16 protein-coding genes and 1 riboswitch are annotated in these 15043 nt (G+C 70.9%); of the genes, 7 read left to right on the forward strand and 9 right to left on the reverse strand.

Going from position 1 to position 15043, the window contains the following annotated elements; translation table 11 throughout:
- Positions 1 to 76: 76 nt before the first annotated feature.
- Positions 77 to 1069 carry an NAD(P)-dependent alcohol dehydrogenase gene (locus ABZ444_RS15515; protein ID WP_357996348.1) on the forward strand — a complete coding sequence of 331 codons (993 nt, stop codon included), beginning with the start codon at positions 77 to 79 and terminating at the stop codon, positions 1067 to 1069.
- Here ABZ444_RS15515 and ABZ444_RS15520 read toward each other — a convergent pair.
- Positions 1053 to 1616 carry a C40 family peptidase gene (locus ABZ444_RS15520; protein WP_357996351.1) on the reverse strand — a complete coding sequence of 188 codons (564 nt, stop codon included), beginning with the start codon at positions 1614 to 1616 and terminating at the stop codon, positions 1053 to 1055. The genes ABZ444_RS15515 and ABZ444_RS15520 overlap by 17 nt on opposite strands.
- 30 nt (positions 1617 to 1646) lie before the next feature.
- Positions 1647 to 1807: riboswitch (cyclic di-AMP (ydaO/yuaA leader) on the reverse strand.
- Positions 1808 to 1906: 99 nt separating this feature from the next.
- On the opposite strand from ABZ444_RS15520, the gene ABZ444_RS15525 reads away from it, so the two are divergent.
- A complete protein-coding gene (locus ABZ444_RS15525) occupies positions 1907 to 2953 on the forward strand; it encodes a 3-isopropylmalate dehydrogenase (RefSeq protein WP_357996354.1) in 1047 nt (348 codons plus the stop codon).
- 200 nt (positions 2954 to 3153) lie between these two features.
- Complete coding sequence (locus tag ABZ444_RS15530; protein ID WP_357996357.1) at positions 3154 to 4251, forward strand: branched-chain amino acid aminotransferase; 1098 nt, start codon at positions 3154 to 3156, stop codon at positions 4249 to 4251.
- Between the two features lie 21 nt (positions 4252 to 4272).
- On the opposite strand, the gene ABZ444_RS15535 is transcribed toward ABZ444_RS15530, so the two are convergent.
- Together ABZ444_RS15535 and ABZ444_RS15540 are read right to left on the reverse strand one after the other, a co-directional pair.
- On the reverse strand, positions 4273 to 4824 hold the full coding sequence (locus ABZ444_RS15535) for a Uma2 family endonuclease (protein ID WP_357996360.1): 552 nt from the start codon (positions 4822 to 4824) through the stop codon (positions 4273 to 4275).
- Between the two features lie 71 nt (positions 4825 to 4895).
- Positions 4896 to 5543: an O-methyltransferase gene (locus tag ABZ444_RS15540; protein ID WP_357996363.1), complete on the reverse strand. Its 648-nt coding sequence runs from the start codon at positions 5541 to 5543 to the stop codon at positions 4896 to 4898.
- Positions 5544 to 5702: 159 nt separating this feature from the next.
- Between ABZ444_RS15540 and ABZ444_RS15545 the strand changes: the two genes are divergently transcribed.
- Together ABZ444_RS15545 and cimA are read left to right on the forward strand one after the other, a co-directional pair.
- Positions 5703 to 6347 (forward strand): thioredoxin domain-containing protein, encoded by a 645-nt coding sequence (locus tag ABZ444_RS15545; protein WP_357996366.1) that lies wholly within the window; start codon positions 5703 to 5705, stop codon positions 6345 to 6347.
- Between the two features lie 196 nt (positions 6348 to 6543).
- Positions 6544 to 8121 (forward strand): citramalate synthase, encoded by a 1578-nt coding sequence (gene cimA / locus ABZ444_RS15550; RefSeq protein WP_357996369.1) that lies wholly within the window; start codon positions 6544 to 6546, stop codon positions 8119 to 8121.
- Positions 8122 to 8371: 250 nt separating this feature from the next.
- Here cimA and ABZ444_RS15555 read toward each other — a convergent pair whose 3' ends face one another.
- The 4 genes from ABZ444_RS15555 to ABZ444_RS15570 are packed head-to-tail and all read right to left on the reverse strand — an operon-like array spanning position 8372 to position 10899.
- Entirely contained in the window at positions 8372 to 8779 is a 408-nt protein-coding gene (locus ABZ444_RS15555) for a PIN domain-containing protein (protein WP_357996372.1), read from the reverse strand.
- Positions 8764 to 9015: a type II toxin-antitoxin system prevent-host-death family antitoxin gene (locus ABZ444_RS15560; protein WP_357996374.1), complete on the reverse strand. Its 252-nt coding sequence runs from the start codon at positions 9013 to 9015 to the stop codon at positions 8764 to 8766. Before ABZ444_RS15560 ends, ABZ444_RS15555 begins: the two co-directional genes overlap by 16 nt.
- Positions 9016 to 9028: 13 nt before the next feature.
- The gene (locus tag ABZ444_RS15565; protein WP_357996377.1) at positions 9029 to 9772 is read right to left on the reverse strand and encodes a response regulator transcription factor; all 744 of its coding nucleotides are present in this window, start codon (positions 9770 to 9772) and stop codon (positions 9029 to 9031) included.
- On the reverse strand, positions 9769 to 10899 hold the full coding sequence (locus ABZ444_RS15570) for a sensor histidine kinase (protein WP_357996380.1): 1131 nt from the start codon (positions 10897 to 10899) through the stop codon (positions 9769 to 9771). The genes ABZ444_RS15565 and ABZ444_RS15570 overlap by 4 nt, the downstream gene beginning before the upstream one ends.
- A gap of 119 nt (positions 10900 to 11018) precedes the next feature.
- Here ABZ444_RS15570 and ABZ444_RS15575 point away from each other — a divergent pair, with 119 nt between their 5' ends.
- A complete protein-coding gene (locus tag ABZ444_RS15575) occupies positions 11019 to 11669 on the forward strand; it encodes a hypothetical protein (RefSeq protein ID WP_357996383.1) in 651 nt (216 codons plus the stop codon).
- On the opposite strand, the gene ABZ444_RS15580 is transcribed toward ABZ444_RS15575, so the two are convergent.
- Positions 11666 to 12523: a phosphotransferase gene (locus tag ABZ444_RS15580; protein ID WP_357996386.1), complete on the reverse strand. Its 858-nt coding sequence runs from the start codon at positions 12521 to 12523 to the stop codon at positions 11666 to 11668. The two genes, ABZ444_RS15575 and ABZ444_RS15580, sit on opposite strands and share 4 nt — an antisense overlap.
- An 84-nt stretch (positions 12524 to 12607) precedes the next feature.
- Between ABZ444_RS15580 and ABZ444_RS15585 the strand changes: the two genes are divergently transcribed.
- Positions 12608 to 13339: a PIG-L family deacetylase gene (locus ABZ444_RS15585; RefSeq protein ID WP_357973150.1), complete on the forward strand. Its 732-nt coding sequence runs from the start codon at positions 12608 to 12610 to the stop codon at positions 13337 to 13339.
- 5 nt (positions 13340 to 13344) lie between these two features.
- Here the strand turns inward: ABZ444_RS15585 and ABZ444_RS15590 are convergent, their stop codons facing one another.
- Entirely contained in the window at positions 13345 to 14976 is a 1632-nt protein-coding gene (locus ABZ444_RS15590; RefSeq protein ID WP_357996389.1) for a heparinase II/III family protein, read from the reverse strand.
- Positions 14977 to 15043 lie beyond the last annotated feature (67 nt).

Raw genomic sequence — 15043 nt, forward strand, 5'->3', positions numbered from 1 at the left:
CGCCTTTCGACCGTTGAGCGTCCGTGCAGGTCACGGCCACACTGACGGCACATCAGCGGCACGAGGGAGAAAAACGATGAAGGCGTACGTCCTGCGCTCGTTCGGCTCGCCCGACCAGCTCGTCCTGACCGACGTCGAGCGGCCCGTGCCGGGCGACGACGAGGTGCTGGTCCGGGTGCGGGCCACGTCCGTGCAGCCCTACGACTGGCACTTCATGCGGGGAGAGCCGTACCTGGCCCGGGTCATGGGCGGCGGGGTCGGGCTGCGCCGGCCCAGCATCGCCGTCCTCGGGGCCGACGTGGCGGGGGTGGTCGAGGCGGCCGGCAGGGACGTCACGCTGTTCCGTCCCGGCGACGAGGTGTACGCGATGTCGCTGGGGGGCGGCTTCGGCGAGTACGTCTGCCTGCGGCAGGGCGAGGTGGCGCCCAAGCCGGCGGGCCTGTCGTTCGAGCAGGCGGCGGCGGTGCCGATGGCGGCCAACACCGCGCTGATCGCGCTGCGCGACGAGGGACGCGTCCGGCCGGGCCAGCAGGTGCTGGTCAACGGCGCGTCCGGCGGCGTGGGCACGTTCGCCGTGCAGCTCGCCAAGGCGCTGGGGGCGCACGTCACGGGCGTGTGCAGCGGGCGGAACGCGGACCTGGTCCGCTCGCTCGGCGCGGACGACGTCATCGACCACACCAAGGAGGACTTCGCGGCGTCGGGGCGGCGCTTCGACCTGCTGCTCGACGTGGCGGGCGGCCGCCGGCCGGCGGACTGCCGCCGCGTGCTGACCAGGAAGGGCACGTACGTGCTGGTCGGCGGACCGGCCGGCCGCTGGGTGCAGCCGGCCGGCCACATGTTCGCCGCGCTCGCGTCGGGGCCCTTCGTCCCGCAGCGGATCGTCAGGGCGGACGTGGTCCGCTGCGGGAGCAACAGGGCGAACCTGCTGACGTTGACCGGGCTGATCGAGCAGGGCGCGGTCACCCCGGTCATCGACAGGACCTTCCCGTTCGGCGAGCTCCCGGCGGCCGTCCGCTACCAGGAGGAGGGGCACGCCCCGGGGAAGGTCGTCGTCACAGGGTCGCGGTGAGCATGGCGGGGGCGGGTGCCTCGCGGAGCTGCTTGTAGTCCGCCCAGCGCTTGACGCCCTTGGGGTCGGGGCGTACCGCGCCGACGAAGGCCTGCCTGCGCCACTGCGACAGGCGTTCCTCCTTCACCACGTCGCCGGTGTGGGGGGAGTGGACCATGTAGCCGGGCTTGGAGATCATGCCAACGTGGCCGAGGCCGCTGAAGAACACCAGGTCGCCTGGTTCGAGGTCCTTCCAGGCGATCTTCCTGGAGAAGGCGCCGTACTGCTCCGCGGCGGTTCTGGGGAGCTCGATACCGGCGTCTTCGTAGGCCCGGAGCATGAGGCCCGAGCAGTCGTAGCCCCGTTCGCTGGCGCCACCCCACACGTACGGGGTGCCGCGCTTGTCCATGGCGTATTCGAGGGCGATCTTCCAGGCCGGTTTCGGCACGTGCCGTTCCTGGACCTGTTTCACCTGGGGGCCGGTGAGGGTGACGGAGGGGGTGGGGGCGGCCGGAGCGGCGGGAGCCGCGGGGGCGGCAGGCGCGAGACCTGCGGCGCCCGCTGCCACCGCCAAAAGGATGGCGATGCTAGACAGGGGACTGTCCTTCCACGTGGCCGACCGGGTTAGCTGACGGGCTCGGGCCTGGAAGTAGCCCTACGGCGGTGCTCCTTGGGGGGAGGCGCAGCCGATTCGCCCCGGGGGGAAAGGTGGGTCCCCGGCTCCACGCAGCGGCTGCGTGGATTAGGCTCGTCGGACTCTAACGAAACGGTCAAAAGGTCGCAATCCCCCCAAAACGGATTGTCCGGTTGTTGAGATGATGTGTTCGTCAGCCGAGACGAGCAGGTAAGGTACCGCCCATGGAGTCGCGTAACATCCGCCTGGCCGTCATCCCCGGGGATGGCATCGGCGCCGAGGTCGTAGCCGAAGGGCTCAAGGTCCTGGAGGCCGTGGGCACGAAGATCGAGCCCACCCACTACGACCTGGGCGCAGCCCGCTACCACCGCACCGGCGAGACGCTGCCCGACGCGGTGCTCGAAGAGCTGCGCGGCTATGACGCGATCCTGCTCGGCGCGGTGGGCGACCCCAGCGTGCCGCCCGGCATCCTGGAGCGCGACCTGCTGCTCAAGCTCCGGTTCGAGTTCGACCACTACGTCAACCTGCGGCCGGTCAAGCTGTTCCCCGGCGTCGAGACCGCGCTGGCCGGCGCCTCCGCCGAGCACATCGACATGGTCGTCGTCCGCGAGGGCACCGAGGGCCTCTACGCGGGCACCGGCGGCGTCATGCGCCGCGGCACGCCGCACGAGATCGCCACCCAGGAGTCGCTGAACACCGCCCACGGCGTCGAGCGCGTCGTGCGTTACGCCTTCCAGAAGGCTCGGTCGCGGCCCCGCAAGAAGCTCACGCTCGTCCACAAGACGAACGTGCTCACCTTCGCCGGCGACCTCTGGCAGCGCACGGTCAACCGCGTGGCCGCCGAGTTCCCCGACGTCACCACCGACTACAGCCACATCGACGCGGCCTCGATGTTCTTCGTCACCCAGCCCGAGCGCTTCGACGTGATCGTCACCGACAACCTGTTCGGCGACATCATCACCGACCTCGGCGCCGCGATCGCCGGCGGCATCGGCCTGGCGGCCAGCGGCAACATCAACCCCGAGCGCACCTCGCCGAGCATGTTCGAGCCGGTGCACGGCAGCGCGCCCGACATCGCCGGTCAGGGCAAGGCCGACCCGACCGCCACCATCCTGTCCGTCGGCATGCTCCTCGACCACCTCGGCCTGCACGCCGAGGCCGCCAAGGTCGAGCAGGCCGTGGCCGCCGACATCGCCGAGCGGGTGACCGGCCGCGCCGGCCGCACGACCAGCGAGATCGGCGACGACATCGCCGCGCGAGTAGCCGGCTAGGACCGCCTAGCCCCGCACGCGCCTGGCGGTCCGGACGAGGACTGCCAGGCGCTTTTTTGCGTTCACCGGATCGAACCACCCCCAACTGCCTCTTGCCATCCCAAATCGCGAGACACTAGGAAGTACGAATACTGCTCGCGGGCAGTAGCTACCAGAATCAGCTTTGAAGTCGCAGATTCGTAGAGAGAAGGACCGCCGTCATGACCATCGCTCAGAAGCTCAGCTTCGACGTGCAGCATTCCGACCACGCTCGCACCGCGGCCGAGCGGGAGCAGGTACTGGCGAACCCCGGGTTCGGGCAGGTCTTCACCGACCACATGATCTCGATCGACTACATCGACGGCGAGGGATGGCACGACGCCAGGCTCATGCCGTACGGGCCGCTCTCGCTCGACCCCGCGACCTCGGTCTTCCACTATGCGCAGGAGCTGTTCGAGGGCCTGAAGGCGTACCGGCAGATCTCCGGCTCGATCGCGACCTTCCGTCCGTACGCGAACGCCGCCCGCTTCAACCGCTCGGCCGAGCGCATGGCCATGCCCGAGCTGCCGGAGGAGGCGTTCGTGGAGTCGCTGGAGCTGCTGGTCTCGGCCGACAAGGAGTGGGTGCCGACCACCGAGGGCCACAGCCTCTACCTGCGCCCGTTCATGTTCGCCACGCAGGCCGGGCTCGGCGTCAACTACCCGTCGAAGACCTACAAGTACATGGTGATCGCCTCGCCGGCGGCCTCGTACTTCAGCGGCGGCATCAAGCCGGTCTCGGTCTGGCTGTCCACCGAGTACACGCGCGCCGCGCCCGGCGGCACCGGCTTCGCCAAGTGCGGCGGCAACTACGCCGCCGCCTTCGTCGCCCAGCGCCAGGCCGTCGACAACGGCTGCGACCAGGTCGTCTGGCTCGACGCCCACAAGCACGAGTACGTCGAGGAGATGGGCGGGATGAACCTGTTCTTCGTCTTCGGTAACAAGCTCGTCACCCCGGCGCTCACCGGCACCCTGCTGCCCGGCATCACCCGGGAGTCGATCCTGGAGATGGCCGGCGACCTCGGCCTGGAGACCGAGGAGCGGCTGATCTCGGTGGACGAGTGGGAGTCCGCCTGCGCCTCCGGCGAGCTGACCGAGGTGTTCGCGTGCGGCACCGCCGCCGTGGTCACGCCGGTGGGCTCGGTCAGGGGCGACGACCGCTCCTGGACCATCGCCGACGGCACCCCCGGCCCGGTGACGATGCGGGTGCGCGAGGAGCTCGTCGGCATCCAGTACGGCGCCCGTCCCGACACCCGCAACTGGATCCACAAGGTCGGCTAGAGCCGCGCGGACGGCCGGCGTTCAGGCGCCGGCCTCCGTCAGGGCCGCGGTGTCGACGTGGAGGTTCCACGGGTCGGGCAGGAACACCGGCTCGCCCAGGGAGACGACGTTCTCGCTGCGGTAGCGCCGCCCGCCCGGCCCGCCGAACAACGTCACCAGCTGCTGGAACGGGTCGATCACCAGGTAGAGCGGCACCCCGCCGCGCGCGTAACCGCCGGTCTTGACGAAGTGCACGTCGTAGGTCGTGGCCACCGAGACGACGTCCACGAGCAGGATCGTCGAGGCGCCGTGGACGGCGTGCTCCTCGTGCAGGCGCGGCCGGCGCGGGACCACGGCCAGGTCGGGCACGTAGAGATCGTGGCCGGGGCCCAGGTAGACGGTGATGTTCGGCCAGATCTCCCAGCCCCGGACCGACGCCGCGGCGGCGAGCTGGAACAACGTCCGGGACAGGATCGTGTTGTGCTGCCAGGTGCCCGGCTCGTTCACCACGATCCGGCCCTGGACCGTCTCGATGCGGAACTCGGGGAACAGTTCGCGCACGGTGCGGTAGCGCTCTTCCAGGGGCCTGACCATGCCGCGTCCTCATGCTTTCCCGGGGGGTTTCCAAAGGATCACTCAGAGTAACGGGGGTGGCGTCCCGTGATCTAGTGGTTCTTCCTGATCATCGTGATCCCGTCGGCGACCGGCAGCATGACCACGCTCACCCGCGGGTCCTCGATCACCAGGTCGTTGAACTCGCGGATCTGCACCGTAGTCGTCTCCGAGCGCGCCGGATCGGCGACGTGGCCGCTGCGCAGCGTGTTGTCGGCCAGCAGCAGGCCGCCCGGCCGCAGCCGCTCGACCAGCAACTCGTAGTAACCGGGGTAGTTGCCCTTGTCGGCGTCGAGGAAGGCCAGGTCGATCGGCTCGTCGAACGCGGCCAGCGTCTCCAGGGCGGGGCCGAGCGTCAGCGAGACGCGGTCGGCCACGCCCGCCCGCTCCCAGTAGCGCTGGGCGATCGACGTCCACTCCTCGCTCACGTCGAAGCAGTGCAGCCGCCCGCCGGACAACCCCCGCGCGATGCACACCGACGAGTAGCCGGTGAACGTGCCCACCTCGACCGCCACGGCCGGGGCCGCGAGCTGGGTCAGCATGGTCAGGAACCGGCCCTGGTCGGCGGAGATCTGCATCCTGGCGGCGTCGCCCGTCGCCTCGGCGGTCTCCCGCGCCAGCTCGTCGAGCAGAGGGTCGGGCGGGGTGGAGTGGTCGAGGATGTACCGGCCCACCGCGGGGTCGAGGAGGTTCGCCTTCATGAAGGTCATTCTCCCCTCACAGCGTTCTCTCATCGTCATCAGGTATCCATGGAAGATCCTCCGGCGGGCTCGCCGCGCCGGGCCCGCCCCGGCCGGCTGTCCGGAGAGGGGTTGTGTCGTTGGTAGGGTCTGCGCGATCGGTGAGCTGGAAGTGGGCGGATGATGAAGCGGTTGGTTGCGGTCGCGGTCGCGTGCGCGGCGCTGGTGATGCTGGGTGTGCTGGCCTTCTCCGAGCCGGGTGAGACGGCCGGGTCGGTACGCCTGACCAGGCAGCTCGACGGTTCGATGGTGCTGGCCGACAGGTCCAGCGACGCGCCCGTGCTCGACGTGTACGAAGACTTCGACTGCCCGATCTGCAAGGAGATGCACTCCAAGGTCGACGGCACGATCCAGAAGCTGGCCAGGGAGGGCAGGCTCAAGGTCGTCTTCCACCCCGTGACGATCTTCCAGGACGAGCCCATGCGCTCCAACTCCATCAGGGCCGCGGCCGCCGCCCGGTGCATGCCGGAGGAGAACTGGCTGGCCTTCAGGGACGAGCTCTACGCCATGCAGCCCGCCCCGCACGGTTCGGCCTCGGGCTTCACCGTGCCGGAGCTGGTGGCCGCCGCCAGGAAGGTCGGCGCCTCGGTGGACGAGTGCGTGACCTCGCAGTCGTACGCCAAGACCCACCTGGCGGAGACCGCGAAGATCCGCATCCAGGGCACGCCGACCGTGCTGCTCGACGGGCAGCAGCTCGGCAACGAGGTGTTCGACCCGGCGGCGTTCGAACGTGCCGTCACCGGGGGCGCCGGCGTGCAAGTGTAAAGGTCGTGTCCACAACTTGAGACCGATGTGCCAGATGGTGAATCCCTGTGGCAGACTGGCAGGCACCATGTTCTACGGTCTGCTCATTATCGGCAGGCGCGCTGGCTGACAAAGGGACACCGCCAGCGCGCAGACCTCTCACGTCCGTGAGGGGTCTTTTTGTTTTCCAGGACACGGATCCGAAAGAAGAGACTTCATGGCCGACGACCGCTTCCACGTCTACGACACGACCCTGCGCGACGGCGCGCAGCAGGAAGGACTCAACCTCACCGTCGTCGACAAGCTCGCCATCGCACGGCAGCTGGACAGCCTGGGCGTCGGTTTCATCGAGGGGGGCTGGCCGGGCGCCAACCCCAAGGACACAGAGTTCTTCAGGCGCGCTCGAACAGAGCTCGACCTGAAGCACGCGCAGCTCGCCGCGTTCGGCGCGACCCGCCGGGCCGGTGTGAAGGCCGCCGACGACCCATTGGTAGCCGCATTGCGCGAATCCGGCGCGCCGGTCGTGACCCTTGTCGCCAAGAGTCACGACCGGCACGTGGAGCTGGCCCTCCGCACGACTCTCCAGGAGAACCTCGCGATGATCCGCGACACGGTTTCTCACCTTCGTGCGGAGGGACAGCGAGTCTTCCTCGACGCCGAGCACTTCTTCGACGGCTACACGTCCAACCCAGCCTACGCGCTCGAAGTGCTGCGGACCGCGGCCGAAGCCGGGGCCGACGTCATCGCCCTGTGCGACACGAACGGCGGCATGCTGCCCGACGAACTGGCCGAGACCGTGCACGCGGCCGTCCAGACCGGGGCCCGCGTCGGCATCCACTGCCACGACGACACCGGCTGCGCCGTCGCCAACACCCTCGCCGCGGTCAAGGCGGGCGCCACGCACGTCCAGGGCTGCGCCAACGGCTACGGCGAGCGCTCGGGCAACGCCAACCTCTTCACCGTCGTCGCCAACCTCCAGCTCAAGCGCGGTTTCGACCTCGTGCCGCGGGAGGCGCTGGCGGACATGACCCGCATCGCCCACGCGATCACCGAGGTCACCAACGTCACCCCCAACTCCCACGCCCCCTACGTCGGCATGTCCGCCTTCGCCCACAAGGCGGGCCTGCACGCCAGCGCCATCAAGGTCGACCCCAACCTCTACCAGCACATCGACCCGGCCGCCGTGGGCAACGACATGCGCATGCTCGTCTCCGACATGGCCGGCCGCGCCTCCGTCGAGCTCAAGGGCCGCGAGCTGGGCTACGAGCTGACCCCCGAGCACACCAAGACGCTCGTCGATCGCGTCAAGGAGCTGGAGTCGCAGGGCTTCACCTTCGAGGCCGCGGACGCGTCGTTCGAGCTGCTGCTGCGCGACACCGTGCAGGGGGCGCGCCGGCGGCACTTCGAGGTGGAGTCGTGGCGGGTGATCGTCGAGCGGACGAAGGGCGGCGAGCTGGTCAGCGAGGCCACGGTCAAGCTGCACGCCAAGGGCGAGCGCATCGTCGCCACCGGCGAGGGCAACGGCCCCGTGAACGCCCTGGACAAGGCCGTACGGCAGGGGCTGGAGCAGCTCTACCCCGAGCTGGCCAGGCTGGAGCTGGTGGACTACAAGGTCCGCATCCTCGAGGGCACCCACGGCACGGACGCCGTCACCCGCGTCCTCATCACCTCCAGCGACGACACCGCCGAGTGGGCGACGGTGGGGGTGGCCGAGAACATCATCGAGGCCTCCTGGCAGGCGCTGGAGCAGGCGGTCACGTACGGCCTGCTACGCGCGGGCCGCGACTGCAGCTGACCCCCGGGGCGGCGCGCGCTCCGAGCGGTCTTCGCCTTGGGGCGCTGCGCGCCGAGGGGGGCTCAGGCGTTCTCATCTGGCGCCTTCGGCGCACCCCGTGCTCCGGCTCGCCGGTTCGCCCGCTTGCCGGGTGGGTCTCCGGGAGACTGCTCCGAGCGGCCCTCGCGGCTGAGGGCCGCCCTGCGGAAGGGGTGGCCCTCAGCCGGGGGCAAGGGGTGCCCCCGGCGGCCCCACTGGGCGCTGCCGGGCGTCAGTGAGGAAGAACCACGGCCCGTACGCCGGGGAGATCGTCGAACGCGGCGGAGGCGTCCATGGTGACCACGACGCGCGCGGTGGCCGCCGCCGTCGCCGCGATGAGCAGGTCGTAGGCCCTTCGCTTCTTCCCCTCCCGCCGGACATGAGCCATGAGGCGCCCATGAACCCTGGCGACGTCCGTGGTGTACTCCTCGACCGGAATCAGGGCGAGGGCCTCGTCCACGAACGCCTGCCTGTACGGGCGACGCGCGTCGTCGGCCAGTTCGACGCCCACGAGCAGTTCGGCCACGGTGATCGCCGCGATCGCCACATCGTCGGTGTCCCCGACCACCGCGTCGATCGCCGACCTGCCGCGCTCGGCTGCGATGAGCACCCCTGTGTCCAGGATCAGGCGTCGGGCCACGTGTCCCTCATTTCGTCGTCGAACGCCTCGCGGGCGGCGGCGACATCGGTTCCGAAGTCGGCATCCAAGGAGGCCGCGCTTCTCGCCAGGAACGCCTTGACCATGCGGCCCGGTGCCGTGGGAGCCGGTCCGATCACGGCGATCCGCTTCCCGCCGCGGGTGACCACGATCGTCTCTCCGTGTTCGGCCTCGTCGAGGACGGTGGCGAAGCTTCTGGACGCCTCGGTGGCGGTCATCACCTTCATGGAATCAGATTATCTGATCGATGGGGTGCCGTCCGGAGGGGTCGCCGGGGCGGACGAGGCCTGATTCGTAGGCGTGGCGGACCATCTGGGCGCGGTCGCGGAGGGCGAGTTTGGTCAGCAGGCGGTTGATGTGGGTGCTGACGGTCGCCTCCGTGATGGACAGCGTGCCGGCGATCTCGGTGTTGGACAGGCCCCGCGCCACCAGCCGCAGCACCTCCTCCTCCCGGGCCGTCACCCCCGTGGCCGCCGGGGACGGGGCGGGGGCGGTACGCCGGTAGGCCGCCACGACGCGGCCGGTCACCGCCGGGTCGAGCAGGACGTCCCCCCGCGCGGCGCTGCGGATGGCGGCGAACAAGTGCTCGGGCGGCGACACCTTGAGCAGGAACCCGCTGACCCCGGCGTGCAGCGCGAGGTCGAGGTTCTCGTCGGTGTCGTAGGTGGTCAGCATGATCACCTGTGGGGGCGCCGGGGCCGCGAGGATGCGGCGGGCGGCCTCCAGGCCGTTCAGCCGGGGCATTGCGATGTCGAGCAGGACGACGTCGGGGCGCAGGTCGCGGGCCAGCTCCACGGCCCGTTCGCCGTCGGCCGCCTCGCCCAGCACGGACAGGTCCGGCTGGGTGCCGATCATCAGGCGCAACCCGGCCCTGATCATCGCCTGGTCGTCGGCGATCACCACGCCGATCCCGCCGGGTTCACCGAAGGCGGGATCATCGGGGGCGTCCGGGCGCCCCGGGGAGGAGGGGGTCACAGGGGGAGCTCCGCACGTACCGTGAAGCCGCCCCCAGGAAGGGGGGCCGCCGTCAGTGTGCCCTCGAAGAGGGCGGCCCGCTCGCGCATGCCGATCAGGCCGTGGCCGCCGCCCCCGCCCGACGGCGGCCGGGGGCCGCGCGGCCCCCGGTCCGTGACCTCCAGCCGGAGCTCCGCCGGCAGGTACGAGACGGTCACCGCCGCCCGCGTCGGCCCGGCGTGCTTGAGGGTGTTGGTCAGCGCCTCCTGGACGATCCGGTACGCCGACAGATCCAGCCCGGCGGACAGCGGCACCCGCTCTCCCGACACCTCAAGAGTGACGTCGAGCCCGGCCGTCCTGAACTGCTCCAGCAGGTCCGCCAGCCGGTCGAGGCCGGCCTGCGGGAGCCGGTCGCCCGCCTGCGTGCCGCGCAGCAGCCCGAGCATGCGCCGCAGCTCCTCCATGGCCTCCCGGCCGGCCGCCTCCACCGTGCTGAGCGCCTGCCGCTCGGGCTCCTGGTCCTCGCGCAGGAGCAGCCGGACGGTGCCGGTGTGCATGGTCATCACGCTGACGCTGTGCGCGACGATGTCGTGCAGCTCGCGGGCGATGCGGGCCCGTTCCTCCTGCACCGACTCGCGGGCCAGCAGCGCGCCGCGCTCGGCCGCCTGCACGGCCAGCACGCGGTGGCGGCGTACGGCCAGACCGGCTCCGGCGGCGATGGCGCACATCACCAGCGCCACGGCGACGTCCCCCCATCCGGACGGAGGGGAGGTCCTGGACAGCATGGCGGCCACGAACACGCCCGTCGCCGTCAGCCCGGCCACGGCCCGCGCGCTGTCGGGGCGCACCTCGGCCAGCAGCGTGGACAGCAGCACGAGCTGGGTGTAGAACTGCCAGGCCGCGGGGGACCCGGGCGCCAGCGCGAACGTCGCGATGTTGGCGGCCGAGTAGACGGCCAGGATCGCGAAGGGCGCGCGGGTCCGGAACAGCACCGCGGCGGCCGTGACCAGCCCGGCGGCGATCCACAGCAGCACGTACGAGCGGGGAGAGGCCATCGAGCGCACGCTGACCTCCTCCACGACCGCGAACAGGGCCACGACCGCCGCTACGAGCCAGTCGACGGGGGAGGGGGAACGGCGGTGGAGCATGAGGCGAGGGTAGCCCGCCCGGATTGTCACGGCGTGCAGCGGAATCCACCGAAAGGGGGACGCCGGATCCAAGCCTGCCTTGACGACGGGCCCGGCGAGCGACGCCTACCGTGCCCGGCATGTCAACCGACGCACTCTCCATCCGCCGCTTCCTGGCCGGCGCGAGCCTCGTCCTGGCCCCGGTCTGCCTGATCCTCGGCATGATCACCGACCCGTCCGAGCCCGGGGTCGAGGACCCGCTGGTCTACGCGCACAACCCGGGCGCCGTGGGGGTCAGCGCGACGCTCCTGCACTACACCTGGGTGCTGTTCGTGCCAGGGGTGATCGGCATGGTCCAGCTCGTCCGGGGCAGGGGCAGGGCGCTGGCCACCGTCGCGGGCGCGCTCGCGGTGCTCGGCCTGATCAACTTCTCGTCCCTGATGATCTCGGACTTCTTCGACATCGTGCTCTTCGACGCCCTGCCCGCCGCGCAGGCCGAGAAGCTCATGCAGGACGCGGCGCAGCCCGCCCTCATCGCCGCCTGGCAGCTGCCCGGGATGATCGGGTCCTTCCTGGGCCTGGTCCTCGTCGCGGTCGCGTACCCGCGGGCGGGGCTGGCGGGCTGGTGGTTCCCGGCGGGCGTGCTGGCAGGCATCGTCGTGTGGCTGTTCGGCGCGAGCGCGTGGAACCTGGTGCTCGGGATCGGCGGCCCGGTCATCCTGCTGGCCGCGTTCGGCAGCGTCGGCGTGTCGATCATCCGCATGCCGGCGTCGCCGGAACGGGCGGTCTAGGGCCGGTCGGGGCCGCCGTCCTCGTCCAGCCAGGCCACGACGTGGGTGGTGAAGCTGTCCACGAGGGTCAGGGGCTCGCCGGCGAGCACGAGGAGGGCGACCAGCTGGTTGACGCCGAACGCGCGCTCCCACGTGACCGCCCGCCGGTAGGTGCCGGCGTCGACGGCGTCGCGCAGGTGCCGCCAGCCGTGCCAGCCCATGAAGGCCGCGTCGATCGCCGGGTCGAACAGGTGGGCCCGGTCCCAGTCGAGGACGCCGACCAGCTTGCCGTTCGCGTCCCAGTGGACGTTGTCGCCGACGAGGTCGCCGTGGACCAGCGTGTCGGGGACCTGGTCGAGGGCCAGGGCGTCGTCGAGGCGTCGGCGTCCCTCCTCCTGCCACCTGGCCGGGAAGCGGGGGATGACCTCTTCGGCGAGGATCGTGCTCCAGCTCGCGGGCCCGGCGTACGAGCGCGGGGCGGGCAGCAGGGCACGCAGCTCCGGGGTGACGGGCAGCTCGCGGAGGGCGCCGAGCAGTTCGCCGATCAGGGCCGGGTCGCCCCGGCCGGCGTCGAGACCGGCGCCGTCCAGCCAGGACACGGCCACGGCGGCGCGCTCCCCGAACGTCGTCACCGGCGTCAGCGGCTCGGGCACCGCGAACGGCAGCCCGGCCGCCGCGATCGCGCGCAGCAGCTCGGTCCGCCGGGGCAGCGCCTCGGTCACGCTCGGCCGCCGGCCGACCCGTACGGCCGCCACCCCCGGGAGCAGCACGACGTCGTGCATCCCGCCACGGGCGAGCCGCGCGCTGCCCAGAGGAGCGCCGGGCACGAGCGCGTCGGCGATCTCCAGCAGGTCAGGGGGTACGGGCTCGCTCATCGGCTCGTCTCTTCCGGGGGGTGTGTTCCGCGTAGAGCCTACGCGGGTCCCGACCGGTGCCCGGCCTCCATACGATGGTGACCCATGAGCTTCAGTGTGCTCGGCGTGCACGCCCACCCGGACGACGAGGCGATCTGGACCGGCGGCACCCTCGCCAAATACGCCGACGAGGGCGCCACGACCGCCGTCGTCACCTGCACCTGGGCCGAGGGCACCCAGCGGGCGCAGGAACTCGAACGGGCCCTCGACATCCTCGGCGCGGGCAAGCCCCGGCTGCTCGGCCTGGCCGACGCGGGCAAGCCCGAGTCCGCCCCCGGCCGCCCGCGCTTCCTCGACGTGCCGTTCGACGAGGCGGTGGGCCTGCTGGTCGAGCACATCAGAGCCGTCCGGCCCGACGTCGTGCTCACCTTCGACGGCTTCGGCGGCTACGGCCACCCCGACCACGTCCACGTGCACCGGGTCACCCTGGCCGCGGTCGAGGCGGCCGGCTACGACCAGCTCTACCCCGGCACGGGCGACCCCTGGCGGCCGCACGCGCTCTACCTGGCGACCGTCCCGCGCTCGGTCGTGACGGCCCACTGGCGGGCGGTCTTCGGCGCCGATCCGGAGCCGGGTCAGGCCCTGCCCGGGGTCCCCGACCACCAGGTCTCGGCCGCGATCGACGTGTCGCGCTGGTCGGAGCGCAAGTGGGCGGCCATGCTCGCCCACGAGTCCGAGGTGGAGCGCGGCGCGTCGATGACCATGCTGACCGGGCTGCCGGAGCGGGCCCGCGCCCAGATGCTCTCCAACGAGTGGTACCGCCGGATCGCCTTCTAGACCGGTTAGAGCAGGCCCGCGGAGAGGGTCTCGCCCTCGACCGTGAGCTTGCCCCCCGAGCACGACACCTTGGGCGAGTCGGTACCCGGCACGATCACCGTCAGCAGCGACTTCGCCGCCGGTGACACCACCACGTTGGTCGCGTCCTTGGCCAGGTAGGTGGGCGACACCCAGCCCAGCTTGCCGCCGCGCTCCACCTTCTGGCCGCCGACCCGCTCGCACGAGGAGAACTGCATCAGCGTCACCTTGAAGGCGCCGTCGGCCAGCACCACCTTGCCGCCGCCGGTCGAGACGACCTTGTACGAGGGCGCGAACCGCCACAGGTTCCTGACCTTCTTGCCCCCGGAGGCCGTGTCGAGCACCGCCATCAGGTCCCGGCCGTGGTTCACCAGCACCGAACGCGTCCGGCTCACGCCGTAGGCCCGGTCCGTGAGGCGGAAGGCCTGCCGGTCCTTGCCGTAGGAGGTCTTGGTCAGTCTGGACGAGGTGCGCGGCCGGAACCGGGCCCCCTCGACCGTCGGCACGTTGTGCGCCTCGGGGGAGAGCGTCCAGTAGCGGTAGGCGCTCTTCTCGTAGGAGTGGAAGCCGCCGTCCATGAGGATGTCGCGGCCCTGCGCGTAGTACGTCACGCCCAGGTGGTCCTCGTGCCCGTGGAACTTCATGCCGGGCCCGAACCTGATCGAGTAGTACGACGAGTCCGGCTTGCCCCAGGCCGTCCGGCCATAGACGTAACCGGCCTTGTAGACCTTGACCTTCTGCTTCGGGGTGCCGGTCTCCATCTTCGGCTCGGTCTCGGCGCTGCCGTCGCCGATCGGGACCATGTAGCCGTTGGGCATCGTGGAGTGGGCGATGAAGTCCTTCAGCGCTTCGGCCCGCCGGCTGATCTCGGCCGGGACCTTGCGGTCGCACGCCTTCATGTTGGTGATGGCGACCTGGAGGCGGCCGTACACGTAGACGGCGTAGCGGGGGGCCTGCTCCATGAGCGCGCCCTGGGAGTCGACGTCCAGCTTGACCGTGCCGGTGAGCCGCCTGGAGGCCAGGTTCGACCAGTCGGAGCGGCCGTACCGGCAGCCGATGCCCATGAGGGCGATGTCCTGGTCGATGCCGTGGTTGTGGCCCTTCTTGTACAACCGCGCGTCCGACAGCAGCTTGGCGTGGTCGGCCAGGCTGTCCTTCAGCCAGCTCTCCTTGACGTGCATGCTCAGGCACAACAACGGCTGCGTGCGCAGCGAGACCGGGTGGTCCTTCCACACGTACGGCTTGGTGGCGGCGGCCCCGCGCCGGTTGTTCGCCACCCAGTCCTTGGTGATCTCGGTGGCACGATCCAGGTAACGCCGCTCGCCGGTGTTCTCGTAGGCCACGACCAGGGTGCCCATCCAGCGCAACGACTGGAAGACGAACTCCCACGACCGGTTCCGGTACGGGCTGGCCCCCCAGCTGATGTCCTTGCCCAGCTTGTACGCCGGCAGCCCGACCAGCGAGATCTCGCCCTTCATGACGTCCTCGGCCGTCGGCGTGCCCGGCAGCCAGTCCCCTTGGCACTGCGCGGTACGGGTGACCTTGTCGGCGGCCTGGGCCGGGCTCGTCAGCCCGCCGAGCGCGAGCGTGAGGGCAAGAGGTATCGCGAGCCGGCGCACGCCAGGGTTCCTTCCGGACAAGAAAGTGAGGGCGGGACATGCTTTCGGAATCACGATCAACCGGTCA

Source organism: Nonomuraea sp. NPDC005730, assembly GCF_040630865.1.
Lineage (GTDB): Bacteria > Actinomycetota > Actinomycetes > Streptosporangiales > Streptosporangiaceae > Nonomuraea.

Coding starts and splice junctions, on each gene's coding strand:
- ABZ444_RS15515 (WP_357996348.1), top strand. CDS start 77: ATGAAGGCGTACGTCCTGCGCTCGTTCGGCTCGCCCGACCAGCTCGTC.
- cimA (WP_357996369.1), top strand. CDS start 6,544: ATGGCCGACGACCGCTTCCACGTCTACGACACGACCCTGCGCGACGGC.
- ABZ444_RS15580 (WP_357996386.1), bottom strand. CDS start 12,523: ATGAGCGAGCCCGTACCCCCTGACCTGCTGGAGATCGCCGACGCGCTC.
- ABZ444_RS15570 (WP_357996380.1), bottom strand. CDS start 10,899: ATGCTCCACCGCCGTTCCCCCTCCCCCGTCGACTGGCTCGTAGCGGCG.
- ABZ444_RS15560 (WP_357996374.1), bottom strand. CDS start 9,015: ATGACCGCCACCGAGGCGTCCAGAAGCTTCGCCACCGTCCTCGACGAG.
- ABZ444_RS15525 (WP_357996354.1), top strand. CDS start 1,907: ATGGAGTCGCGTAACATCCGCCTGGCCGTCATCCCCGGGGATGGCATC.
- ABZ444_RS15530 (WP_357996357.1), top strand. CDS start 3,154: ATGACCATCGCTCAGAAGCTCAGCTTCGACGTGCAGCATTCCGACCAC.
- ABZ444_RS15535 (WP_357996360.1), bottom strand. CDS start 4,824: ATGGTCAGGCCCCTGGAAGAGCGCTACCGCACCGTGCGCGAACTGTTC.
- ABZ444_RS15585 (WP_357973150.1), top strand. CDS start 12,608: ATGAGCTTCAGTGTGCTCGGCGTGCACGCCCACCCGGACGACGAGGCG.
- ABZ444_RS15575 (WP_357996383.1), top strand. CDS start 11,019: ATGTCAACCGACGCACTCTCCATCCGCCGCTTCCTGGCCGGCGCGAGC.
- ABZ444_RS15540 (WP_357996363.1), bottom strand. CDS start 5,543: ATGAAGGCGAACCTCCTCGACCCCGCGGTGGGCCGGTACATCCTCGAC.
- ABZ444_RS15545 (WP_357996366.1), top strand. CDS start 5,703: ATGATGAAGCGGTTGGTTGCGGTCGCGGTCGCGTGCGCGGCGCTGGTG.